We start from the raw sequence: 24530 nt of genomic DNA, 5'->3' as shown, positions 1-24530 counted from the left end.
GGCGCAGCCGCAAACATCGCACAATAAGAGCCAGGGCTCGCGACGGAGAACGTTTCCCGAGAGCCTTGATGCTTTACGGCGACTTCGATGCCGTCCTCGATCTCGAGCGTGACTGCGATCACGAGATCCGGCCGCCCAATGGCAGGTTCGTGGTATTACGTGTCGACTATGCCGACCTTCGCGTCTGGATCGCGCTCCACGCGCCGTCAGGAAACAGGTGGCGGTTTGGCGGATTGGTCGTTGACCGGTGCGAAGACCTCTATCGGCGATCCTAGTCCGCGTACCCGGAAGGGGCCAAGGCGCTCTAGCGTATCACTATCTGGCAGGAGGCCGGCGAAATCCTGGGACATCAATACCGGTCGGCCAATGTCCTTTGTCAGCCGTTCCAGTCGCGATGCGACGTTTACGGCAGGACCTACAACCGTGAAGTCCAGCCTACTTGCCGAGCCGATATTTCCGTACATCACGTCGCCCGCATGAACGCCGACGCCCCAGGACAGCGGTTCGCGACCATCTTTCAGGCGCGCGGCGGACAAGGCCTGAAGTCCCTTGCTCGCGTCTTTCACAGCGGCCAGGAGATCCTTTGCAGCCGTAGGCCTGCTCAACGGGAAGATCGCGAGCAGGCCATCGCCCATGAACTTCAGAATTTCGCCACCGTGGCGCTCGATCGGTTCGGTGACGGTATCGAAGTAGTCGTTTAGCAGCGAGAGCACGCTGTCCCTTGGAAGAGCGTCCGATAGTGCAGTGAAGTCTCGCAGGTCACAGACCATCACCGCCGCCTGCACTGTTGATCCGCTTCCCCGCCTAGTCGCACCGGCAAGGATTTCACTGCTTGCCTGCTTCCGCACATATGTCTCGAGGAGCATACGCGCCAGGTGGTTCTTGATCCGGATTTCGCTCGCGGACGAAACTAGGGGAGCGACATCCCTCAGAAGGTCAATTTCGTCGTCCCTGAATCCTTGGGGCGCGTCCGTGGCAAACGTAACGACCTGACGTTTACCCAAGGTATGATGCATTACAAGAGCGACATAATCGGTCATGCCTCCGGCTGCAAGCTCGTCGTAGACGATGTGGCGTGACGCACCCGGCTTGTCGTCAAGGATGCGATGGCGGACGAAGTCGGCGCCTTTCTCAACCTGCTCAACGGGACTTCCGATGTAGCCAAGAGTCTGTTCTATCCCGTACTCGACGCCGCGAATCTCGCACTCGCTCGCGCCGCGCTGCCAAAGGATTCGGGCGCCCAGCCACTGCGGGTAGTTGGTGCGGAACATGAGCGCTGCGCGGGCGACCGGAACGCCGGTCGCTACCAGACGTGCGCACAAGTCTACCAATAGATTGTCGATGAACCTCTGTTCGTGGACGTCCTTGACCAACCAGTCGATTATTTCGTGCCGGTGTTGAGGCCATAGAGTGGTCACGTCGTTATCTCTGCGAAGCATAGGCGGCTCTCAATTCGCGAGTGGAGAAAGGGCGATAGGATTCTCGAGCCTGTCTACTCTTGTACAATCGTGATGTTCTTTGAACAAAACTGCCACGCTAAGAAAGAGTGGACCCAGCGACTGTCTGGTTCACATATTTTCTTGTGGTTTTCTTGGATCTTACCCGATGCCATAGTTGTAAAAACGTTCTCCGATCCGAAATAATTCAAGCAAAAATGACAACCGGGAGGCGATCATGCAGATTAAGACCGTCCATGTGACGAATTTCAGATCAGTAGACGACAGCGAACTCTTCGAAGTCGATCCCGTCACGTGCTTGGTTGGTAAAAACGAAGCCGGAAAAAGCGCCATCTTGCTAGCACTCGCGGCGCTCAATCCCCACGACGTGACCCCCGCGGTCTTTGACAAGGAACGAGATTATCCTCGGCGTCACCTGACGCAATACGAAGAGCGCCATGGCGATGAGGAAGCGCTCGCGATTTCGACGACCTGGGAGTTGTCTGCCGACGATATGGAGCATATGTCCGAGCAGATCGGCAAAGGCGTCCTTGCGAAAAACGAAGTGACCATCACGCGTCGCTACGGCGAAAAGCCTCACGTAACGGTCGGCTTGAATTTCCCGGCAGCGCTCGAATTCCTCTACACGAAATTCGAGCTAGACAGCTCGGAGAGGTCGGTTCTTGCGTCGGCGACGACGACATCGGAGCTAATAGACGTTCTCAGTAAAATCACCTCCCCGACCGAAAATCACAAAAAGCTGAAGGCATATCTGGACAAGAATGGTGCAGTCACGACACACGTCGGGCGACTGATCATGTCGATCCTCCCGAAATTCATGTATTTTTCGTCGTACGACAGGATGGAAGGGGCGATCCAGCTCGAGCAGACTCGGCAGTATATCGCCGATGGCCAGATTAAGAATGACGCGCACCGAGGCGCGCGTCTGTTTGCAGAGTTTTTGGACTACGCCGGCGTCTCGATCGACAAAATCACGCAGGTGACGACGTACGAGACCTTCAATGCGCGGCTTCAAGCGGCATCAAACAACATCACCGACCAGGTACTCGAGTACTGGACACAAAACCCTGATCTGAACGTTGTCGTAAGGATCGAGCAAGCCCGGTCGGGCGATCCTTCGCCTCTTAATACCGGCACGATCGCGTGGGCTCGCATCCAAAACAATCTCCATCGTGTCGACACCCCATTTTCGGAGCGTAGTGCCGGCTTCGTCTGGTTCTTCTCCTTCCTGGTCAAGTTCGCGCAGGTCCAAAAGGAAGAGACGCCTGTCGTGCTGCTGCTCGACGAACCCGGCCTCACCCTCCACGGCAAGGCGCAGGCAGATCTCCTCCGCTTCTTCAAGGAGAAGCTCGCGCCTCATCATCAGATCATCTACTCGACGCATTCGCCATTCATGGTGCCGGCGGAAGAGTTGGCGTCCGTTCGTATCGTCGAGGATCAAGTCGAGATGAAGGGCCCAAGACGCATTCCGCAAGGAACCAAGGTAAGGTCTGACGTCCTGACGCGCGATCCTGATACCCTGTTTCCGCTGCAAGGTGCGCTCGGCTACGAGATCACGCAGTCGCTTTTTGTAGGCAAGCACACGCTCCTGGTAGAGGGACCGGGCGACATCCTCTACGTCCAAGCAATTTCCGACGCGCTTAAGCGCCGGGGCCGCGAAGGGTTAGACAGCCGCTGGACGATCTGCCCTGCGGGCGGCATCGACAAGATCCGGCCATTCGTGGCGATGTTCTCGTCCAACGCGCTGCACACTGCTGTCCTCTCCGATCAGGCTCAGGGAGACAAACGGAAAGTCGAGGATTTGAAGAAATCCGAAGTTCTGCAAGCTGGACACTTTTTCACCATGGCCGACTTCTTGCAGCGGCCGGAAGCCGACATCGAAGACATGTTCGAGCCGGAGCTTTTCGCGTCCATGTTAAACGGTACCTACGAGCTCGACGATCAGCATAAGCTTACAGCAGCCAAGCTGATCGAGGCAAAGAATGATACGCAGCGGCTTGTGAAGCAGGCCGAGGCCGCATTCGCAATCATGCCGAGCAGCGTTCCGGAATTCGACCATTTCAGGCCGGCCTCCTGGTTGATACGAAACCCCAAATTACTGGATGGAAAGGGAGCATCGGTGAATACCACGCTCGACAGAGCTCAGACCATTTTTGACGCCTACAACAAGCTGCTCTGACAGCGGGCGTAGACGCAACTGGCATTCGATCAGACACGAATGCTCGGTTTCTTCAATCGGCATCCTTTCGCAACTCGTAAACCTTACACGCCACAGCAGGAACTGTGGCGACTTCATCGATTCGAGGGGTGTGAAATGGATCTGAGCATTGCGTCCCTTGCCGGTCTGTCAACACAATATTTGTATGCGGCGTTGAAGTCTTGCCCGCCAGCCAGCGCTAGCTTCAGCTTAAACGAAGCCGCCTACAGGAGCGGCGGTAGCTCTCCATTTTGCAGAAAATTCATCAGCTCCGGGTTCGATAGCACTGCATCGTAGACGATGAAGTCCCACGAATTGGGCGATATGGCAACAGCGTTTCCTCGAAAGTAACCGAACATTGCCGCCAGGTCCTGGCCGCCCCCACGAATCTCACCGGCGAGTCGGAGAACACGGCGATAGGCTCCGGAGAAGAACGATGCAAACCGTGTCGTGATCTCCAGCTTCTCGACATGGATCGCAACAATTGCACGTTCATGGTCATGCAAATCGGGATTCGCCGTGAGTTCGAAAAGTGGTGTCGAAAATGGAGGCTCGATCCTCAACGCGACGAGTTTCGGCGCAGAGAATCTGTCGAAATAAGGGTGGATGAAAAAGCGGGGATTCTGGGCGTCGCCCGTTTCCTCCAGTTTTGCCTTCTGGCAGGCGTCACACATTGGAAAGAGATTATGGGCAACGATTGCGAACTGGGGGTAGAGCCGCTTCGGAAGGTAATGATCGAGTGTATTTGGCCGACCTGCCTCTCCACACGCCGGGCATATAACCAGTTCATGTGATCTGAGATTGTTTAGGACGGCTTCTTGGGCGGAACCTTCGGCTGGATGTGTATAGAGGCCGACCAGTGTGCTCTTGCGAGCTTCGGCTGCCGGCCACCTCTCGACGACCGCGGGCGAACCGCGGCCGTCGAGATAAGATTGCACTCGTTCTCGCCATTCTACGGCGATGCCATTGAAGAACGCGGCGTTTACGCCAGTCTGTCGTTCGGCGATCACATCATCGATCAGGCCTATGTCGTCGACCGCGGGCGGCGTCAATACATGGACCATCAGATTGCACGGCCCATCGCAGCGATCTGGATGATCATTTCTTCGTTCAACTCGTCGCGAAGCAAGTTAATCAGATCGCTGGCCGAGCGCTCCTGCAGCTGCTCCATTATCCAGGCCTCGAACGGCTTCGAGACCGCTCTATCGCCGAACACGTATGACGTAATACGCTGGACGTCGCCGCCGAATGTCTGGAACGGCGGTGTACTAACAACTATGCCGTCGTCGGTCCGGGCGAAGACATGAACGCAGTCGGCTGGAACCTCACGCACAGTGACGATCGAGTGGGTGGCGAACAGGGCTTTCGAATTGAACTGTTTCAAGATCTCTTTCAGCATGTCGACAAGCTGGATCTCCAACGTGGGATGAAGGAAGAGCTCTGGTTCATCGATCAGGATGAGACTGTTGCGTCGGATCACGCCCAGAAGGTTGATGATAATGTAAGAAAAGAGGCGTTGCCCCGAACTTAGGTGGAGTGGCGCCCCGTCCTTAAAGAAAACTACACCCGTGCGCGCTCTGAGCCTGTCTACGATACGGTCTGGAACTAGCTGGGGCAGTTCCTGCGAAGATATGCGCACGAACTGCTCGCCGTTTGGCCCATCGAACACAGGATGTGGCCCCATTATCGCCTTACTCGCGAACGTGGACGGGTCGCCCCTCTCAACTTCTACCGCTGCGAAATCAAAGGAGAACGCGGACCTCAGAACCTCTTCCGCTGTCGCCAACTTCTTTGCCCATGCGCGCATGGCGCGGAATCGGACGTCGTCGGAAACACATGAGATCAGCGATCGGGCGGTCGCCTCCTTCGGAACTTCAAGGCTGAGGACGTCTTCGTTCACAGGGACGTTTCCCGCCCCTGCAGGCCCTCTAAGTCCAAAGTATCTGTAGGCGTCCTGATCCTGGAAGTCTTCCCTCTCCATAGTGATCGGGAAGCGTTCGAAAGGGCTGTACGAAAGGACAACGATCTGGCTGAGGCTCGGTCTTGTGATGAAGCCAGGCGACTCGGCAGGCTTGCTGTCGTCGTCATCGATCCAATCCTTGACGATTTGATGAAGAAGCTGAGATTTTCCAATCCCGTTCGGACCAATCAGCACGTTGATGTCATGAGGAAGCGGCGTCGGTGACTGATACCTAAAAAGAATTTCCCGAATGACGCCGTTTGCGTCGAGGTAACGGAAATCAAGATTATTCGCTGTCGCCATTTGCTGGGCGAAAACCTTCCACCCGTCCTGGAAAGCGTTCTGCGCTCCGCGCTCTCGCTGCAGCGACGACCCGAACCCAGGCGCCTTCGACATCCGCACTGCTTCATCGTCATTTCTAACATTGATAAGATAGCTGGCGTCCCGAAGGGCGATTGCGACCTCGCTTGCTCCTTCCTCACCAAGCAGTGAAACGAGCTGCTCGTAGAACGAAATCTCAGAAGGGACGGAGACGTACGAAAGATCGGGGACGGGGAGCACGCCATCCCATCCCGCCGATACCGCTTCCCGGAGGACGCCGCGGCTTGAGGTCTTGCCGTCGAACAAAATCTTCACGGAGCCGAGGTCAAGGATTTCGCCCCCTATCCGGCATGCGGTGTTGAAGGTCGTCGCGTGCCCGTAATCGTCCCAGTCATTTTCGATGAGCTCGAGAACGTCACCGCTGTCGGTTGGGGTTCTCAACGACCGACCCGCACGCCCTCTAAATACAACCTGCATCGCTCATCCCGCTCTTGTGGAAGTTGATAAAAACGCGATTCTCGGCGACTTGGGAAGCCGGCAAGCTCGCTCTTCCAGCAAGGTTATCCCTAGAGGTCCGATGATACTCTGGAGGGTGGCGAGAGAAGACGCACTTCATAATCTCGCCAGCGTCGAGAATGAGCCAACGGATCCCCCTCCTTGAGCTAAAGCTCGGATCAGTCGCCGACGTTTATCGAGTCCACCCGATCCGGATAGAACGCGAGAAAGCCCCTTATCTCGGCCACCGCTTCGTAGGGCTTTTCATAGGTCCAGACGGCATTCACCGATCGTCCGCCACCAGCAGGTATCGAAAGGTACGCGCACTCGCCCTTGTAGGGGCAATACGTCATGTGATCGGTCCGCCGCATAGTCGACATCTGGGCGTCCTCGCGCGGGATGTAGAACACGGGCGCGTAGTTCGCCTCACGCAGAATAACGGCGTGCCTCGTGTCCGCGATGGTCTCGCCGCCAACCTTCACCACGACCCGCGACGTGCTTGCCTCGATCGTAATCGGATGATCCGGGCCAGGCATCCGTTTGGTTCTGGTCGTCACCTGATCTGCCATAGCCGTACTCCGTTCATGAATGTCCATCGAGGGGCGTTGTCAGGCGGGCGAGCGCCCACCGCGCTTATCTGCCACGTTTTCCGCTCTATCAAGCACCAGGTCTTGGACGCGCTTGTCGATCTTTGAAGTAAACTGATACAAGTGCTATTCGGGAGTCCGCGCGGACCAGGCGCGTCGCGGCATAGCGGCGACATCACGAGGATGCAGCGACTGTGGATCTCACCGAAGACTCAATATGCTCCGGGCGTCGACCAAGTCGCGCGTGTCGACCCCCTCGGAAAACTGTTCGAGAATGAGCCGTACGGCACTTTTCGCTTCCTGCACGCGTCCCTGGCAAGCCAGAAGCCGCGCAAGGCTGGTGACGCTTCGCAACTCCCACGAAAGCGCTTCCTGCGTCTGAGCAACCGAAATGGAACGCCGGAACAGTCGTTCGGCTTCTCCGTACCTTCCTTCGGCGACGGCTCGCCCGCCCTTGGCCCGGATGACTTCCGGAGCGCACCAGCCGTCTTCGCCCGCGGCGTCGGCTTCGAGACCGACTAGCTGACCCGTCAGCGTCGCCAGCGTCTGCGCCTGAAGGTCACCCTGCGTCTCTATCACCGGAAGGCCTTGGTCTTCGCCCGTGGCGCGGTGCTGCAACACGCTTTCGAACATCCGACCCCACGAATGCCAGTGACTTAGAGTGAAGCGCAACGACTGCTCCAGCAGATCGGCCACGGCTTGTCGTGCGAGATCGTCGTCGCCGCGCCATAGCAAGATCGGACAGACCGCGAGCGCGAGCGCCTGACAGAGGGCGAGCGGCCCGTCCGCGCGGGCGATCTCCTCCGCCTTCCTGACGACCTCGACCGCTTGATCGGGCTTGCCTGTCATCCATAGGGCGCGCGCCAGGATTATCCGCATCGAGACGCGCCGGTCCGTCTGGAGGCCGCCATACGCAGTCGGGATGTTGACTACAGGATGGGCAAGGACGGTCTTCGCGAGCTTTGACGCCCTTGCGTGATCGCCGTTGAAATGGTTGACCTGCGAAAGGATGCGCTGCGATGCGACAACCGCGAGGTCGTCGCCGACGCTCTGCCCGAGCCGCTCTGCCAGCTCCGCGTGTGTGATGGCCGGCGCGTACTTGCCCATGCCCATGTTGAACGCGGCGAGCACGATCTGGGGCTCGATTCTGTGACGGTCCTGTCCGATCTCTTCGGAAAGGAGCGCGGCTCGAGTCAGGCCAACGATGTTGTCGTCCGTAGGCTGGTGCTGGTTCTGAACGAGAATGCCGTAGATGATGTTGAGGCGCATTTCGGACACGAGGTCTGGTTTCGGCAGACTTCTAGCCGCTGCCATAGCCGTCCTGGCACGCTCCCTGAATTCGTCGACCAGACCGAGCTGCAGTCCGAGCGGCATTGCGAGCGCCGTCAGCCTGACGCCCACGGAGTGGTCTGCCTCGGGATGGAAGCAGTGGGACATCGCATCGCGTATGTCGTCGAGGAGGGGAGAATAGCGTTCGATCCAGATGGATCGTCCCGTGTCCTTCCACTTCGCGTCGGCTTCGATGAGCATGTCGATGACATACTCTACGTGGAGCCGCTTCGATCTCGACGTTTCGGACATATCTGCCAGCTTCTCGCGGCCATAGAGTTTCGTGCTGTCGAGGAAGCGGTAGCTGACTGTCTTCAGCCCCATGCTCGAGTAGAGAAGCGATTTCCGGACCAGCCCAGAGACGCCCTCCATTACGGCCTGCGGCGTAAGCATCTCGCACGCGGCCACCTGTACGGCCGCATCCATGGAAAACGAGCCTGCGAAGACCGAGAGCCTGCGGAGGACGACGCGCTCGTCGGCGTCCAATATCTCGTAGCTCCAGTCGAGCATGCTCCGGATCGTACGATGCCGGTCGACGGCGGTGCGTCTGCCACCGTTCTGGACGTCGAGCCGATCCTCTAGGTTCTCGAGAAGTCCGGCTATGCCGAAAACCTCGACGCGTGCAGCCGCGATCTCGATCGCCAGCGGGCTGCCGTCTAGCTTGCGGCAGATCTCGACGATGAACGGAACGTCTGCTTCTCCAATCGTCATTGCGGGATTGTCCGAGGTGGCCCGTTCGACGAAGAGTTCGACGGAAGGGTAGCTCATCGCCTCCTCAAGAAGCAGGTCCTCCGCAGCCTTCGGCACTTCGAGCGGCGACAGTCTGTAGAGCCACTCGCCCTCGGAGCGAAGGCGTTCATGGCTGGTGGCGATTATTCGCAGGCCCTTCGCGCCGCGAAGAAGGCCTTCCACCAGTTCCGCAGCGCCTCCGATCACGTGCTCGCAGTTGTCAAGAATGATAAGCGCATGGTGCTGCCGGACGTGGGCAACAAGACTTCCAATAGGATTGGCGGCCTCTGCCGATATGTTCAGTTCGGCAGCGACCGCGAACGGTACGAGCCCGGCGTCGGAGACGGCCGCCAGATCGACGAAGAACACGCCGTCGTTGAAGCTAGCCGAGAGCCTCTGGGCGGCGGCAAGTGCAATCGTCGTCTTCCCGATGCCTCCCGCTCCTACGATGGTGACCAGGCGCTGTCTGCTGACAAGCTGTACGATACCGTCGATGGCTTCCGCCCTGCCAACGATTCGCGCCAGCGGGACAGGGAGAGTGTCGTTGGAGAGCTGGTCGGGAAGGCGGAGCTGGATGGCGTTGGCGCTCACCGGCCCCCGCACCTTCGAAACCCTGCCGGTGAACTGATATCCCCGACCGACGATGTTGGATATGAACTGCGTATTTTCGCGGTCTTGGCCGAGGGCCTTGCGGAGGGCGGCGATATGAACGCGGAGATTACCTTCGTCTACGAAGGTGGACGGCCACACGGCGCGAATGATTTCTTCCTTGCTGACAACCTCGCCCGAACGTTCCACCAGCGTCGCCAGCACTTTGACGGCCCGCCCGCCGAGCTTCACTTCCTTCCCGTTTTCGAGAAGAGCGCCACGGCCAGGATAAAAGCAAAAGCGGTCGAACAGGTAGCCCTCGTCCAAGCTGGCGTCGCTTGGCCGCATTGAGCCCGAACGACGCCCGAGCGAGGCAACATTTCCGTCAGCGTCCATCAATGGAATCCGCGCTTTCCCAAGCTCAACACCCGAATGTCTAGCACGCTTATGTTATGCGTCACAATAAAAACAACAAAACAGACGGCGATAGGAGCCACATCATAGTATATCGGATGGGCGCGAACGTTACTTAACGTTGCGCGGCAAATATCTCCTATCGTATAGAGCGACGAACACGGCAAATGCGATCAAAGTCACCGCTATCGCCGAAAACATTACAAGACCGCCGAAGTTCACTAGGAGCGGAAGCAGGACCAGTGGCACCAGCGCCGATCCAAGTCGGTTGGACGCCCATGCCCAAGAGGTAACGCCCGCGCGGTGCAGCGTCGGGACCGATTCTGTCGCGAAGAGCACCAGGACCGGCATGTAGAGGGTCACCATTAGGTTGAAAGCCAGTCCGCTCGTAATGAGCACCCAAGGCTCGTTCGAACCGCCGAACGCTATGCCTAGGACAGCCATTGCGATCGAGCAGAAAACAAGGAATGTTCGACGCTGCATCTTGTCAACGAACGAACTTATAAAGACGGCGCCGAAGATTGGGGCAAGCGTCGATATTCCGAGGTAGAAGAGTGAGTCCCGGACATTGATGCCCTTCTGAACCAGAACCGCGCCCGACAGCACGGTGAACCCGACGGCGGCCCATGGCGATAGAAAATACAACGCCACAAGGCTTATCGCGCGACCAAGCACCGGGCCGTCCTTGACTTCGGCGGGGGCATCCTTTCGACCGGGTCGCGGTGGCATAGACGCCAGCATGACGGCGGATCGGCGAAACTTCTCGAGTGCCTGCTCCATTTCTGGCAGCCGTCCTTTCATGGCAAGCCAGCGAGGCGATTCCGGTAGACAGATGAAAAGAAAAAAGCACAGAAGCGAACCAGCCCCAGCGATCCAAAAGCCCCATCGCCAAGCTTCGATTCCGAGAGGAGAAGATTCCCCGAGGCTGCGCACGAGAAAGATAAAGGTCGGCGGGCCGATATAGCCGATGGCGGTGCTGGCGACCGCAAGCTTGCCACGCCTTGCGGCCGGTAGGATGTCCGTGAGGTAGGCGAACATCAGCGGCGGATAGGCGCCGAGCGCGATGCCGCCAAGAGCGCGCGACGCAGTCAATGCCCCGATGCTAGCCGCGGACGCCGCCAGTGCGGAGGCGACGGTCAAGAGAAGCATGGTTCCCGAAAGAACCGGCTGCCTTCCGAACCGGTCGGCGAGAAGTCCGAGCAGCGGTGCGCCGACCACCGCGCCGATATAGACCGAGGCAAGCAGAACGGAGAGTTCCGAACTTCCGACAGAGTAGGGCGGAGCGGAAAAGACGGCGGACAGGGTATTCCCGAAGGCTATCTCAGCAAGGTCAAAAGAAAAACCAAGGCCACAAACCACCAGGGCAAAGACGTGCAACCTTGTTACAGGTTGATTGTCAAAGTCTTCGAATAGGCGATCAGTGTCCTTGCAGTCGCGTGTCGTCGAATTCACTCGCCTCTCCTCGCGATAGCGCTCTTAACACCGGTTATAGGAGTCCATGCTCAGGGGAAAGTTACGCAGTGTTAATTGCGGGCGGCAATTGAAGATTCCCGCCGACGTATAACATTCCAACCTCAAATTTGCTTCGACGAATCAATTGTGTCGCGGCACTCCGACGCCCTGTGGTAGTGCTCAATTCTGGTAAGCACCGCGAGGTTACAATCAGAATGCCAACTGAACTGGCCTTTCACCATGTGACGGCCGTTTGCTCGGACGAGGAGCGCACGACCGAGTTCTATACGGCCGGCCTCGGAATGCGCCTGCTACGCCGAACGGTGAACTACGACCAGACCACCATGCTTGAGATCCAGCTTGGGGGATCGCTTGGCGTTCCGGCCTCGATCATCACGTTCACCGTCAATCCGGCGTCACCCCAGGGAGTGCAAGGTACAGGCCAGATCAGCAATCTCGTGTTCATAGTCCATGCCGGTACGCTGGAACAATGGGCGGAGCTGCTGGCTAGGCGCGACGTCGACGTCACCGGGTTCGCCTCCAGCTTCGGCGAGCGCTGCCTCTGCTTCTCCGACCCGGATGGTCTGTCGATCTCGCTCGTCGAGTGCGACCGCGGCGGCCATTCCGCCATAGCCGACAAACGCCTCGCTATCGGAAAGCTGAAGTCAGTAGAGTTCCATCTGCAAGGTTTCGAGCATACGGCGCGGTTCATCAGGGAAATACTCGGCTTCGCCCAGGTCGATCGGGAGGGCGCGGTGACGCGCTTTGCCGACACCACGACTTTTGGCGGACCCGTGATAGACCTGCTGTCGGCGCCTGGTCACGGACGGGGGACGCATGGCGCGGGCGTCGCAACGCACGTCGCGTTCAAGGTGAGCGACTTGCAGCGGTTGAAGATGTTCCGCGACCGCGTCGTGGCGTTCGGACTCGACGTGACGCCGGTGCTCGACCGATACTATTTCAAGGCAATCTATTTCGAAATCCCGTGCGGTGTTCGTGTCGGGCTGGCGGCAGACACATCGAGCGGCCTCATACTGGACGACAATCCCGCCGGACCGTCGATCGTGCTGCCGCCGTGGCTTGAAACCCAGCGGTCGCGGATTGAGCGGAGGCTCGGAACGATGCGTCCCAAATGAGGTCTCAAGCGGTCCCATGCTGTTTCGACGTTTGCGCAGGATCTCACAAAACGGCTTAGAACGTCCAATCTCCCAGTGAAGCTATGTGTTTTTGTCAGGCGGCATACCGGACATCGTCATGGTCGCGCGCCCTCCCTCGATCATGACCGGCCGCTCTCCGCCGCGCCATGGTCTCCGCGTCGCGGTGAGCGGCCGCCACTACCTAGCGGATGCCCAACTGGAACATACACGAGGCCGCCGTGACTGCAGATCCAACGCCGGAAAGACGATTAGCTTGCGACGGCCGTTCCCTGATTCTCCATCCGCGTGAGGAACAGCTTCAGAAGTGGCGACGTGTTCAAAGTATTGTATCCGAGCATCAGATCGATGGAGGGGACCTCGCCCTTCAAAGGACGGCTGACGACCGACCACGACAGGAAGTTTTCCGCATAAGCCGGAAGCAGGCAGACGCCGCGCGTCGAGGCGACGAGCGAGATCGCCATCGCGAAATTGTCGATGAGATGCGTCGGCTTGATCGAGATTCCGACCTTGTCGAAGTAGCGGTTGATCACGTCCCGCAGGACGTGCGGGATGTCCGACATTCCGATGAAAATCTCGCCCACGAGCTCGTGGGGATCGATTGCGTCCTGCGCTGCGAGCCTATGATCGCTCGGAAGCATGACAACGAGCGGCTCGCTTGCGACCAGCTTGTACTCGACGTTCGGTTTTCCCTCGGCACGCAGGAAGGCGACGTCGAGCTTTCCGCGATGCAGGTCTTCGGCGAGCTGAGGCGAGTACTGACTTACGACTCGGATCTCGATGTTCGGCAGCTCGTCGCGAAGGATGCGCGAAGCGATCGGGAGCCACTCGACCTCCATGCCGGTGAGGAACCCCATCGAGAAGACGGGCTTGTCGGGCTCGGCGGCACGCCTTGCGGCTTCGACGGCGGCTTGCGCTTCGGCAAGAGACTGCCGTGCATGGTCGAGGAACGCTCTTCCTGCAGGCGTCATCTCGATGCCCTTCGCGCTGCGCGAAAACAGCGGGACGCCGACTTCATATTCGAGATCGCGGATTTGGCGCGACAGGGAGGGCTGCGCCGTGTGTAACCGTTTCTCGGCCGCCAGCGTGAGGCTACCTTCTTCGGCGACTGCCACGAAGTATCGAAGATGTCGTAGTTCCACCTACCGTGCTCCCATGCCTAGCAGGTATATCTACCAACTTACAAAGTCTTTTTCAATAGTGAGGAAGGAGCTTAAATCAATATCCAGCGGAGGCGATGACAACTCCTAGATGGAAATCGCTCAGGCCGTTCAGAGCTAACTTTTTCAAGGATTTGATCCAATGTCAGAACGTGTTGTACTCATCACTGGAGCGCTAACCGGCATTGGCCGCGCGGCCGCAATTGAAATCGCCAAACAAGGCAATAAGGTCGTCATCTCTGGCCGCAATGAACCTGCAGGGCATGCCCTCGCGGAGGAAATCAAGGCAAGCGGCGGTACTGCTACATTCATTCGCGCCGACGTCCGCCACGACGAAGAAGTCCGCAACCTTGTCGACCACACCGTGGCCCTCTACGGCCGGCTTGACGCCGCCGTCAACAACGCCGGCACGGAAGGGCAGCCGGGCGTGATTACTGCTCAGACCGCAGAGTCCTATGCTGCGACCTTCGACACGAACGTCCTCGGCACGCTGCTTAGCATGAAGCACGAAATCCGCGCCATGCAGGAGAAGGGCGCAGGGAGCATCGTGAACATATCGTCGACCTACGGTCATGAAGGCGCCGCCTACGCGTCCATCTACTCGGCGAGCAAGCACGCCGTCGAAGGCCTGACGAAGTCGGCGGCATTGGAAGTCGCGAACTCCGGCGTACGCGTAAATGCGGTGGCCCCTGGCCCGACCGACACCGGCATGCTCGACCGCTTCACCGGTACCGATGAGAACAAGGCCAAACTCGCCTCCGGCGTTCCGCTCGGCCGCATAGGCAAGCCTGACGAGATGGCGCATGCGATCGCATTCCTGGCTTCGGAACAAGCGTCGTTCATCACCGGACAGGTTGTCACCGTGGACGGCGGCAAGACCGCCGGCTGACAGATAGACCCAGTAAGAACTCAACGAGGAACACTGCTATGACCAATACGCATCAGACCGCTCCGACACAGTACGTCGAAGCTAACGGTATCAAGTTCGCCTACCGCCGCTTCGGGAAACCGGAAGGCGTTCCACTTGTGCTCAACATGCACTTCACCGGGACAATGGATCATTGGGATCCGCTGGTGACCGACGGTCTCGCGAAGGGCAGGGAAGTCATCCTGTTCAACAACGCCGGCATCTCGAGCACCTCGGGAGAAGTCCCCACGACGATCGAGGGTATGGCCGCGGACGGAGTCTCCTTCATCAAGGCCCTCGGCCTCAAGAAGGTGGACGTCCTCGGTTTCTCTCTCGGCGGTCTCGTCGCCCAGGAAATCGCGCTGGCCGAGCCTGACCTCGTCCGCAAGCTGATCCTGGTCGGTACCGGTCCCCGCAGCGGCGAGGGCATGGCGACGTTGACTCCAGAAGCCCAGGCAGTCTTCGGTGCGGCGTACGAGAACCCCGACGACCTTTGGCTGGGCGTCTTCTTCACGCCGTCCGAAAATAGCCAGGCTGCAGGCCGCGAGTTCCTCAAGCGCTTTCGTCTGCGTAGCGAAGGCCGCGACCCGGAAGTGAACGAGAAAGTCGCTCCCGCACAGATCGAAGCTCTCGGCAAGTGGGGAGCACCGCGTGAAAACCCCTACGACTACCTGAAGGCCATTAAGCAGCCGACCCTGGTTGTCAACGGCGGCACGGACGTAATCATCTACTCGGTGAACTCATACATCCTGCAGCAGAACATCCCCGACGCCCAACTCATCCTGTATCCGGACAGCAACCACGGCTCGCAGTACCAGTACCCGGAACTGTTCGTGACCCACGTCTCGACGTTCCTCGACGCCGCCTAAGAGCCGGCCCCACTAGCAAGTCTTAGGCAGGACGCCCTGGCCATCCACGCGGATGGCCAGGAAGGCTTGGTGCGTCCCACAACCAAGGAAGGAGCGCGCAATGGCAAGAAGTCTTCTAGGGAAAACCGTTGTCGTGACCGGCGCCTCCCGTGGTATCGGAAAGGCGATCGCCCTTGCTCTCGGCAAGGAGGGCGCGCAGGTCTTGGTCCACTATGGCAGGCATGCGAGGGAAGCCGACCAGGTGGTGGCAGAGATCCGCTCAATGGGTTCGCGATCTGAGAAGATTAACGCGGACCTGGCCCAGCCAGACGGTCCCCACAAGCTCGCGAAGCGGGCAAAGGAGATTATCGGTGGTCGCCTGGACATCCTGGTGGCGAATGCTGGCGTCTTCTTGCCTTCGTCGATCGACGACCTGGCCGTCGAGGAGTTCGACAAGCTCTTCGCGGTCAACGTCCGGGCTCCGCTCTTCTTAGTGCAGCAGCTCAGGCCCATTATGTGCACCGGCAGCAACGTGATCTTCGTTTCGTCTCTCGCCGCTAGGGCGACCATTGGCGACTTCGCGGCCTACGCCGCCAGCAAGGGCGCTCTCGAGACCACGGTAAAGTATCTGGCCAGGGCCTTCGGTCCGCACGGCATCCGCGTCAACGCGGTCGCTCCCGGCGTCATAGAAACCGACGCCGCCGCCTTTGTGAAGACGGGCGAGGGCCGTGAGCACACACTCGCCATGCAGACGTTCAAGCGGATCGGCAGTCCAGAGGACGTCGCCCGCGTCGTCGCATTTCTCGCCTCAAACCAAGCCCGCTGGATCACCGGTGAGGTCGTTCCGGTCGATGGAGGTTCGCAACTCTAGCGAATTCCTCGAACGTCAAAAAGGAAAGGATTCTGCCATGTCGCAGGAGAAAGAATCAAACTGGCTCGGCGTCTTCGCCGTAGCCCTAAGCGCCACAGTTTTCTGCACCACCGAGTTCCTTCCAGTCGGCGTGCTCCGCTATATCGGAGAAGGCCTCGGCGTCTCGGAGGGCACGGCGGGCCTGATGGTCACCGCGCCCGGCGTGCTTGCAGCGGTCGCAGCCCCGGTGGTGACGGTCGCCGTCAAGAATCACGATCGGCGCCTGGTGCTGCTCGGCCTGTCCCTCCTGCTGGTCCTGTCGAACCTGGTTTCGATGCTCGCCCCCAGCTTTGCTGCGCTCATCGTTGGCCGCGTGCTGTTCGGCATCGGTCTCGGCGGCTTCTGGGCCATTGGCGCGGGTCTTGGCGGCCGTCTCGTCGCCGAACGCAGTGTCGGGCGGGCCACTTCGATCATCTTCGCAGGCGTCTCGCTCGGGATGCTGATAGGCGGCCCGGCCGGCGCGATCATCGGTGATCTCGTGGGCTGGCGCGCGGCCTTCGGTGCAGCACTTGCGATTTCAGTGCTCGCGTTCCTGGCGCAGGTCATTTCTTTGCCTAAGCTCGAAGTTCAGCAGCGCGTTCGTCCGTCTGACCTCCTCGGCATTGCGCAGACACAGCAGGGTCGCATTGGATTGATCGCGATGTTCCTCGTGCTCACCGGCCAGTTCGCAACGTACACGTACGTCACGCCCTTCCTCGCTCAGGTTTCCGGTTTCAGCGGCGCCGCGATCTCTTCCATCCTTCTCGGCTACACCGCGATCGGGCTTCTCGGCAACTTCGTCGGCGGGGCGGGCGCTTCGCACAGCATCCACAAGACCTTCATGGTCACCATCGTCTTCCTGATGCTGCCCATGCTTCTTCTGCCGGTCGTCGGCGTATCTCAGGCAGGTGTTCTCCTGCTACTCGCCATCTGGGGCCTGTCCTACGGAGCGATGCCCGTCGCCCTGCAGATGTGGATGGCCAAGGCGGCGCCCCACGTCGCCGAAGGCGGCATGGCCCTCTTCGTCGCAAACTTCCAGATCTCCATCGCGGTCGGTTCGTTCGTTGGCGGTCTCGTGGTTGACGGCTTCGGTCTCTTCGACGCGATGTACTTTGGCGGCGTGATGTCCGCGCTCTCCCTGGTCTCGATCCTTCTTTTTGGCCGAGTTCACACTCACGCCCAGGCAGACGCCACGGCCTGAATTGCGAGGACGCCGTACACCCAAGAGGCGGCGTCCATTTCATGGTTAATAGAGGCCGGGTACGGCCGGAGGAATTCGAATGACTAGCAACTGAAAGATCCATCGCGGCGTCGCGACCGGCAACAAAAACGGAAAGTCGGTATTCGTCCGGGACGAAAGCCGAGAAGCGTACTTCTTCCAGACCGTGAAGGGCTTACAGCAGGCTTATGTCTGGTCTGCAAAGGGGATCGCCGAAGGAGAGCCGCTGACCGGGGACGAAGAAACCCAGAAGTCCGCACTTCGTCGAGCCAACGGTTCCCTCGCGCAGATAGTCGACTTCCCGCCGCCAGCGGAGCGGGCGAAGACGACGGCGGCGCCGGCCGAGATCGGGCAGGAATAGGCGAACGGACTTCCGGGCCTCGCGGACACTTTCGAATACGACGGCTCGAAGATGCACACTACGCCTACGCTGGACTACGCGATTGTGCGGGAAGGCGTGCTGATGTTGGAATTTGACGGCGGCGACCGTCGCGACATCCACGCCGGCGACATCGTCGTTCAGCAGGAGCGCGTCACGGCTAGCGAAACCTGGGCGATGTTCCAGCAACGATAGTCTTCGTAATGCTCGGCTGATCACTTAGCGTCAGCTTTGTTCCAAGGCGTTCTTTTTCTTCAATTTTAAAAGCCACTCAATCGATAGATTTCGAGCCCTTGAAAGGATTCTTTATGTCCAGCGGCTACATGATCCTGAGCGCCTTCTTCTTCAACCCCCAGGGCGACCACAGGATGTCATGGCGATATCCGGAAGCGCCGACCACCGAGATCTTCGACCTCTCCTTCTATCAGAAGCTCGCGACGGCCGCCGAGGACGCGAGGCTCGACGCAATCTTCATCGCCGATCACGTGGCCATTTGGGACATACTCCCGAGCGGCCTGGCGCATTTCGCCAACCCGCGCCTCGAGCCGATCACGCTCCTGTCGGCGCTGTCAGCCGTCACGAAGAACATCGGCCTGATTTCCACAATATCGAGCTCATACTGGGAGCCCTACAACGTCGCGCGCCAGGTCGCCTCGCTAGACCATCTCAGCAGTGGCCGTGCTTCGTGGAATCTGGTGACGTCCGCAATGCCGGAAGAGGCGATGAACTTCGGACGCGACGGCAATGCAGAGCACGCTACCCGCTACCAGCGAGCCCACGAATTCATATCGATCGTGAAGCGCCTTTGGGATAGCTGGGAAGACGGGTCTATGCTCTTCGACAAGGCGTCCGGAGACTTCGCCGACGTCGAAAAGGTTCATTCCCTGAAGTTCGAGGGTGAGCACTTCAAGGTGCGGGGACCGCTCAACGTTCCACGGCCCCCGCAGGGTCATCCGGTCGTGGTGCAGGCAGGCTCTTCGGATGACGGCAAGAATTTCGCTACCCAGCATGCCGATCTCCATTTTGCGATCCTCAAGAGCAAGGAGGAGGGTGCCGCCTATCGCGCCGACATCGACAGGCGGCTCGCCGCCCGCGGCAGAGCGCCGGAGAGCTTCAAGGTTCTTCCTGGGATCCTGCCAGTGGTCGCGAAGTCCCGTTCGGAGGCGCTTGAGCGCCAGGCGTTCCTCGAAACCTACATTCCGGACCGGATGCAGCTCGATCTCTTGTCTAGCTGGAGCGGCGTGGACCTGAGCGGCTATTCGCCCGACGACCAGATGCCGAAGCTCCCCGACGACGCCACCTACAACGGCGGCCGCACCGCGCTCGACCGGGTTCGAAAGATGGCCGAGACCGGGGCGACGATCCGGGAGATCGCGACGACCCTCGCCAACACGGGCGCGGTACCGACGATCGCCGGCACCGCGATCGAGGTCGCGGATCAGCTTGAGGAATGGTTTGTCAGCGGAGCGGCCGACGGCTTCAACCTCATGTTCCCTCTACTGCCTGGCGACTGGCTGACATTCTGCCGGGAGGTCGTGCCCGAGCTGCAGCGTCGCGGCCTGTTCCGCACTGAGTACGAGGCCGGAACTTTCCGGGACCGCCTCAGGCTTAAGAAGCCTGCCAATCTTTTCGACAGTTCCGACAAGTGAGAGTCACCATGAACATCAAGTACGTATTGACGATCGGGATCGCGGTCCTTGCCGCCGGCGTCTCGCACGCCGCCGACGCGGTGAAGATCGGAAGTAAGAACTTCACCGAGCAATTCATCGTTTCCGAGATCTACGCTCAGGCGCTTGAAAAGGCTGGGGTCAGGGTCGAGCGCCGCTTCAATCTCGGGACCACCGCGATCGCGCACACTGCGCTGCTGTCCGGCGACATCGACCTCTACCCCGAGTACACGGGAACGGCTCTCGCGGACGTGGTGAAGGGCGATCTTTCGGGAAGCGCCGAGGACATTTATGCGACCGTCAAGAAGTACTACGAGGACCACTTCAAGGTCACCCTGTTGAAGTCCTCGAACATCGACAACGGCTACGCAATCATGATGCTGCCGGCGACCGCTCAAAAATATCATTTGAAGACCCTGAGCGATCTTGGTCCCGTGTCTGACAAGCTCGTCTTCGGCGCAGAGGCCGGCTACGAGGATCGCAAGGACGGCCTGATCGGTCTGCGCGACATCTACGGCATCAAGTTCAAGGACTACAAGGTTCTGGCGAAGCTCGGCCTCAGGTATTCCGCTCTCCAGAGCGGCGACCTCGACGTTTCGTTCGGGTTCGGTACCGACTGGCAGATCAAGGACCAAGGCCTCGTCGTCATGGAAGACAACAAGCATCTGTTTCCGCCCTACTATCTCGTTCCCTTCGTGCGGCAGGACGCCGTCGCAAAAGACCCCATGATCGCAAAGGTTCTCGACAAGGTCGACCCGCTGCTGACCAGCGAGAGGATGCGCGAACTTAACGCCGAAGTTGATCGCGACGAGGAGGAACCGGCGGATGTGGCTGCCAAGTTCCTTTCGGAAAATGGCTTCTAACAGGGCAATGGGCGCATGAAGTGGACCTTGGGCCATATCCCGGAAATCCTGCTGGCGACTGCACAGCATCTCTGGCTTTCCGGGGTGTCGGTGGTGATCGGATTCGTGGTCGCAGCAGGGATCGCAGTTTATTGCGCCCACCGACCGCGCGCCTACGCAGTCGCGCTGGTGCTGACCAACCTTCTATTCGTGCTCCCAAGTCTGGCGCTCTTCGCCTTTCTCATCCCCTTCCTCGGTTTGGGGCAGAAGCCCGTTATCGTAGGGCTCTCCTCGTACAGCCTGGTTATACTCCTCCGGAACATGGTGACGGGTATGAACGCCGTGCCGCAGGACGCCATGGAGGCGGCGAGGGGGTTGGGATTTCGCCCGAAGGACTTATGGCTTCGTGTCGAACTTCCGCTTTCGGCGCCGTTCGTCATTTCGGGCCTTCGCATCGCGTCCGTTACCGTCATTGGCATCGCGACGATCGGGGCGTTCATCGACGGCGGCGGCCTAGGCACCATCATTCTCACCGGCCTCGACCAGAACCGGGCCGAGAAGATCATCGTCGGCTGCGTGCTCATTTCGACGCTTGCGTTGCTCTTCGACAAGGCCTTGCAACTTGCCGAGCAACTGTTCGTGCGCTGGCGATGAGGTCTAGCCGATGTTCCTTGCCGCGATCGAGTGGGTACGAAACCATCCTGACGACTTCCGGATAGCGCTCACGCGTCACCTGGAGATGTCCGCAATCGCCATGCTGATAGCGCTTGCGATCGGCGTGCCAGTGGCGGCCGCGATCGTCCGCTCGGCAAAGATCGCGTCGATAGGGATCGCGGTCGTGAATGGGCTCCGCACAATTCCGAGTCTCGCCATCCTCGCCCTTACCATGCCGCTGATGGGCATTGGCCTTGCACCATCGGTCGTCGCGCTGACGGTCCTGGCACTGCCGCCGATCCTAATCAACTCGTTCATTGGACTTCGCGACGCCGACCCCGCCGCAGTAGAGGCGGCGATCGGCATCGGCATGACGAGGCGTCAGACCACGATGAAGGTTCGGTTTCCGCTCGCGTATCCTGCCATCTTCGCCGGAACGCGGACGGCGGCGGTTCAGGTCCTTTCGGGCGCGACACTCGCACCCTTCATCGGTGGAGGCGGACTTGGAGACTTCATCGCCACGGGCATCAGCGCAATGGATCCGGTGAAGCTCCTCGTCGGCGCAGTCCCGATCGCTTCTCTGGCCCTGGGCTCCGAACTTCTTTTCTCACTCGTGGAACGCCTGGCGTTCAGCCGGAGGGCTTCATGATCAGACTTACGGACGTCTTCAAACGCTACGGCGAGGGCTCCCCGCCTGCGGTCAGAGGGGTCACCCTCTCGGTGCCGGAAGGGTCGACTGTGGCGCTCATCGGGCCATCGGGGTGCGGCAAAACCACTCTGCTCCGGATGATCAACCGGCTCATCGAGCCGACGTCCGGCCGCATCGAGATCGACGGCGAGGACATTTCGGCGGCGGACCCGTCCGAGCTGCGACGTCGGATCGGCTACGTTATCCAGCAGGTGGGTCTCTTTCCACATATGACGGTCGCCGAGAACATTGGCGCCGTCCCGTCGCTGCTCGGATGGAGCAGAGCGCGGATCGCCGAGCGTGTCGAGGAACTATTCGAGACGATCGGGCTCGACGCACGCGAATTCGGCTCGCGCTATCCCAAGCAGCTCTCCGGCGGGCAGCAGCAGAGGGTCGGCGTGGCGAGGGCCCTCGCCGCAGATCCACCCGTCCTTCTCATGGATGAACCTTTCGGCGCCATCGATCCCATTGCCCGGACGAAGTTGCAGGAGGAGCTGACCCATGTCCTCTCGAAGGTGCGCAAGACCGTCGTTGTCGTTACGCACGATCTCGACGAAGCCATCAAGCTGGGCGACCGAGTGGCCATCCTGAAGGCGGGTGAGCTCATCCAGTACGATACCCCCGAGGCGATCCTCTCGAAGCCGGCCAACGATTTCGTCGAAGACTTTGTGGGAGCTGACCGTGCGGTGCGAAGGTTGAGCCTTTTCAGGGTCGTGGACGTAATGTCTCAGAATTCGATCGAAAACAGCGGACGCCCGATCACGGCGAACTCCAACCTTCGGGAAGCGCTGTCGCGCATGATCTCGGACGGCGTCGAAGAGCTGGCGGTCAACGTCGATGGCGCCATTCGTGGATCGATTTCGAAGCGCCAGATCATGAAAGTCTAATGCTCACTCCGGCCAGTATCGATCGTCCGTTTTGACGCTCGGAATATTCTACGGCGCGACTTTCAGACAATCCAGGCGCCCCTGCTTCCACAAGAATTCCCGCGGTGTCGTGCCGACGGCACGCATTCCCACCAAAAGGATTCGACCAATGACAAGCGATAGTACCACGCATCTCTTCTCGCCCGTTCGTATCGGCGAAATGGATCTTCAGCATCGTGTCGTGATGGCCCCGTTGACGCGCATGCGTGCCGACCATGACAGTGATGTGCCGACCGACCTCATGCTCGAATATTACAGCCAGCGCGCCACAAAGGGCGGGCTAATCATCACCGAAGCCACGACGATCACGCCGGACAATAGGGGTTACCTTGGCGCCCCTGGCATCTACAGCGACGCACAGGTCGCAGGCTGGGCGAGGATCACCGACGCCGTCCACGCGAAGGGCGGGTTCATCTACCTACAGCTTTGGCAAGTTGGCCGTACGGCCCATTCTGACATCAGCAACGGTCATATCCCCGTCGCCCCAAGCGCCATTCCGTACGACGGTCTCGCGTTCACCAGGAACGGCTGGGTTCCGGCCACGCCTCCACGCGCGCTCTCGGAGAAGGAAGTCGGGGAAGTCATCGAGCTCTACCGCTCCGCGGCCATTCGAGCGAAGGCCGCGGGCTTCGACGGAGTCGAGATCCATGCGGCGAACGGCTATCTGCCCGACCAGTTCCTGCAGGACATCTCGAATAAGCGCAGCGACCGCTATGGCGGCTCGATCGAAAACCGCGCCCGGTTCCTCCTTGACGTTGCCGCCGCCGTGAAGTCGGTCTGGGGCGCAAACCACTATGCCGTCCGGCTCTCGCCCAGCGGCGTCTTCAACGGAATGGGCGACAGCGATCCGGACGCGCTCTTCGACCACGTTGTGCGGAGCCTCGATCAGCGCGAGCTTTCCTATCTTCATATTGTCGAGCCGCGCGTAGTTGGATCGCAGGACGTTGAGGGGATGGAACATCCGATCGCCACCAACCGACTGCGCAAGCTCTTCAAGGCGCCGATCATATCGGCCGGCGGCTACGACGGTGCGAAGGCCGAGGCAGTCATCGGGGCCGGCGATGCCCAGCTGGTGGCGTTTGGCAGAAGCTTCATCGCGAACCCGGACTTGCCGGAGCGCCTCCGCACCGGCGCAGCCCTGAACAGCTATGACCGCGACACCTTCTACGGTGGAACGGAAAAGGGGTATGTCGATTACCCGTTCCTGCAGGCGGAAGCCGCAGAGTGAAAGAGATGGGCCGCTTCATGCGGCCCTACTCGTAAAGATATTCATCGAAGACTGTTGAAGCCGATTTTGATTGGCTGAAAGATTTGCGGATCAGACGCTTGCGGCAGAGCGGCTTTGTCCGGACGAATTTTGGTTCGACAACAAGTGATCCGGACGTTGGCGACTAGGTGAATGTGAGACGGCCCGGGTGCCCCCTGCTTTCGAGTCGTAGATCCACGACCTTTCGCTTTCGTCAAAGCCTAATTCGAGCCTCGATGCGGCTTCCATCAAACCCAATTTTGGCTACGTCTAAAAGAGATCGTCCGACCTTGCATGTGCCCCCAGGAGCGCAACGAGACGGCACTTGGCAGCGTGCAACACCGTCGACCCATCACTGTGGGTCTGCCATCACGAAAACGGCCGCCAAAGCCGCTTTTGTTCGCAAAGTGAGCCGATGCTCA

20 protein-coding genes are annotated in these 24530 nt (G+C 59.6%); 12 read left to right on the top strand and 8 right to left on the bottom strand.

Translation table 11 applies throughout. The features are described 5' to 3' along the window. Positions 1–206: 206 nt before the first annotated feature. On the bottom strand, positions 207–1439 hold the full coding sequence (locus tag PY650_RS15025; RefSeq protein ID WP_285880133.1) for an adenylate/guanylate cyclase domain-containing protein: 1233 nt from the start codon (positions 1437–1439) through the stop codon (positions 207–209). 235 nt (positions 1440–1674) lie between these two features. Here PY650_RS15025 and PY650_RS15020 point away from each other — a divergent pair, with 235 nt between their 5' ends. Beyond that, on the top strand, positions 1675–3636 hold the full coding sequence (locus PY650_RS15020; RefSeq protein WP_285880132.1) for an AAA family ATPase: 1962 nt from the start codon (positions 1675–1677) through the stop codon (positions 3634–3636). A 242-nt stretch (positions 3637–3878) separates the two neighbouring features. Here the strand turns inward: PY650_RS15020 and PY650_RS15015 are convergent, their stop codons facing one another. The 5 genes from PY650_RS15015 to PY650_RS14995 form a co-directional block, all read right to left on the bottom strand. Beyond that, positions 3879–4718, bottom strand: coding sequence for a hypothetical protein (locus tag PY650_RS15015; RefSeq protein WP_285880131.1), 840 nt, complete (start codon positions 4716–4718; stop codon positions 3879–3881). Next, positions 4718–6412 (bottom strand): ATP-binding protein, encoded by a 1695-nt coding sequence (locus tag PY650_RS15010; RefSeq protein WP_285880130.1) that lies wholly within the window; start codon positions 6410–6412, stop codon positions 4718–4720. The genes PY650_RS15015 and PY650_RS15010 overlap by 1 nt, the downstream gene beginning before the upstream one ends. A 197-nt stretch (positions 6413–6609) precedes the next feature. Beyond that, positions 6610–6999, bottom strand: coding sequence for a DUF427 domain-containing protein (locus PY650_RS15005; RefSeq protein ID WP_120704975.1), 390 nt, complete (start codon positions 6997–6999; stop codon positions 6610–6612). Between the two features lie 219 nt (positions 7000–7218). Next, positions 7219–10059 (bottom strand): ATP-binding protein, encoded by a 2841-nt coding sequence (locus PY650_RS15000; RefSeq protein WP_285880129.1) that lies wholly within the window; start codon positions 10057–10059, stop codon positions 7219–7221. A 129-nt stretch (positions 10060–10188) separates the two neighbouring features. Then, a complete protein-coding gene (locus PY650_RS14995; protein ID WP_285880128.1) occupies positions 10189–11529 on the bottom strand; it encodes an MFS transporter in 1341 nt (446 codons plus the stop codon). A gap of 215 nt (positions 11530–11744) precedes the next feature. Between PY650_RS14995 and PY650_RS14990 the strand changes: the two genes are divergently transcribed. Next, positions 11745–12665: a VOC family protein gene (locus PY650_RS14990; protein ID WP_285880127.1), complete on the top strand. Its 921-nt coding sequence runs from the start codon at positions 11745–11747 to the stop codon at positions 12663–12665. Positions 12666–12934: 269 nt separating this feature from the next. Here PY650_RS14990 and PY650_RS14985 read toward each other — a convergent pair whose 3' ends face one another. Further along, on the bottom strand, positions 12935–13825 hold the full coding sequence (locus tag PY650_RS14985) for a LysR family transcriptional regulator (protein WP_285880126.1): 891 nt from the start codon (positions 13823–13825) through the stop codon (positions 12935–12937). Between the two features lie 160 nt (positions 13826–13985). Here PY650_RS14985 and PY650_RS14980 point away from each other — a divergent pair, with 160 nt between their 5' ends. From PY650_RS14980 to PY650_RS14965, 4 genes are all read left to right on the top strand, one after another. After that, a complete protein-coding gene (locus PY650_RS14980) occupies positions 13986–14732 on the top strand; it encodes an SDR family NAD(P)-dependent oxidoreductase (RefSeq protein WP_285880125.1) in 747 nt (248 codons plus the stop codon). 38 nt (positions 14733–14770) lie between these two features. After that, positions 14771–15619 carry an alpha/beta fold hydrolase gene (locus PY650_RS14975; protein ID WP_285880124.1) on the top strand — a complete coding sequence of 283 codons (849 nt, stop codon included), beginning with the start codon at positions 14771–14773 and terminating at the stop codon, positions 15617–15619. Positions 15620–15719: 100 nt separating this feature from the next. Beyond that, on the top strand, positions 15720–16469 hold the full coding sequence (locus PY650_RS14970) for an SDR family NAD(P)-dependent oxidoreductase (protein ID WP_120704968.1): 750 nt from the start codon (positions 15720–15722) through the stop codon (positions 16467–16469). A 37-nt stretch (positions 16470–16506) separates the two neighbouring features. Further along, complete coding sequence (locus tag PY650_RS14965; protein ID WP_162950180.1) at positions 16507–17688, top strand: MFS transporter; 1182 nt, start codon at positions 16507–16509, stop codon at positions 17686–17688. Between the two features lie 193 nt (positions 17689–17881). On the opposite strand, the gene PY650_RS14960 is transcribed toward PY650_RS14965, so the two are convergent. After that, on the bottom strand, positions 17882–18274 hold the full coding sequence (locus tag PY650_RS14960) for a hypothetical protein (RefSeq protein ID WP_285880123.1): 393 nt from the start codon (positions 18272–18274) through the stop codon (positions 17882–17884). A gap of 119 nt (positions 18275–18393) precedes the next feature. Here PY650_RS14960 and PY650_RS14955 point away from each other — a divergent pair, with 119 nt between their 5' ends. From PY650_RS14955 to PY650_RS14930, 6 genes are all read left to right on the top strand, one after another. After that, the gene (locus PY650_RS14955; RefSeq protein ID WP_285880122.1) at positions 18394–19734 is read left to right on the top strand and encodes an LLM class flavin-dependent oxidoreductase; all 1341 of its coding nucleotides are present in this window, start codon (positions 18394–18396) and stop codon (positions 19732–19734) included. Between the two features lie 8 nt (positions 19735–19742). Beyond that, positions 19743–20615, top strand: a complete 873-nt coding sequence (locus PY650_RS14950; protein WP_285880121.1) for a glycine betaine ABC transporter substrate-binding protein — start codon at positions 19743–19745, stop codon at positions 20613–20615. 15 nt (positions 20616–20630) lie between these two features. Beyond that, positions 20631–21248: an ABC transporter permease gene (locus tag PY650_RS14945; RefSeq protein WP_120704963.1), complete on the top strand. Its 618-nt coding sequence runs from the start codon at positions 20631–20633 to the stop codon at positions 21246–21248. A 10-nt stretch (positions 21249–21258) separates the two neighbouring features. Continuing rightward, positions 21259–21897 (top strand): ABC transporter permease, encoded by a 639-nt coding sequence (locus PY650_RS14940; protein WP_120704962.1) that lies wholly within the window; start codon positions 21259–21261, stop codon positions 21895–21897. Further along, positions 21894–22823 carry an ABC transporter ATP-binding protein gene (locus tag PY650_RS14935; RefSeq protein ID WP_120704961.1) on the top strand — a complete coding sequence of 310 codons (930 nt, stop codon included), beginning with the start codon at positions 21894–21896 and terminating at the stop codon, positions 22821–22823. Before PY650_RS14940 ends, PY650_RS14935 begins: the two co-directional genes overlap by 4 nt. A 148-nt stretch (positions 22824–22971) precedes the next feature. Then, positions 22972–24090: an alkene reductase gene (locus PY650_RS14930; protein WP_285880117.1), complete on the top strand. Its 1119-nt coding sequence runs from the start codon at positions 22972–22974 to the stop codon at positions 24088–24090. Positions 24091–24530: the final 440 nt, after the last annotated feature.

It is taken from the genome of Martinezella calliandrae (assembly GCF_030272695.1).
Classification (GTDB): domain Bacteria; phylum Pseudomonadota; class Alphaproteobacteria; order Rhizobiales; family Rhizobiaceae; genus Rhizobium; species Rhizobium calliandrae.
Note: the sequence above shows the minus strand (reverse complement) of the source record. Positions and strands in the feature narration are given on the sequence as shown.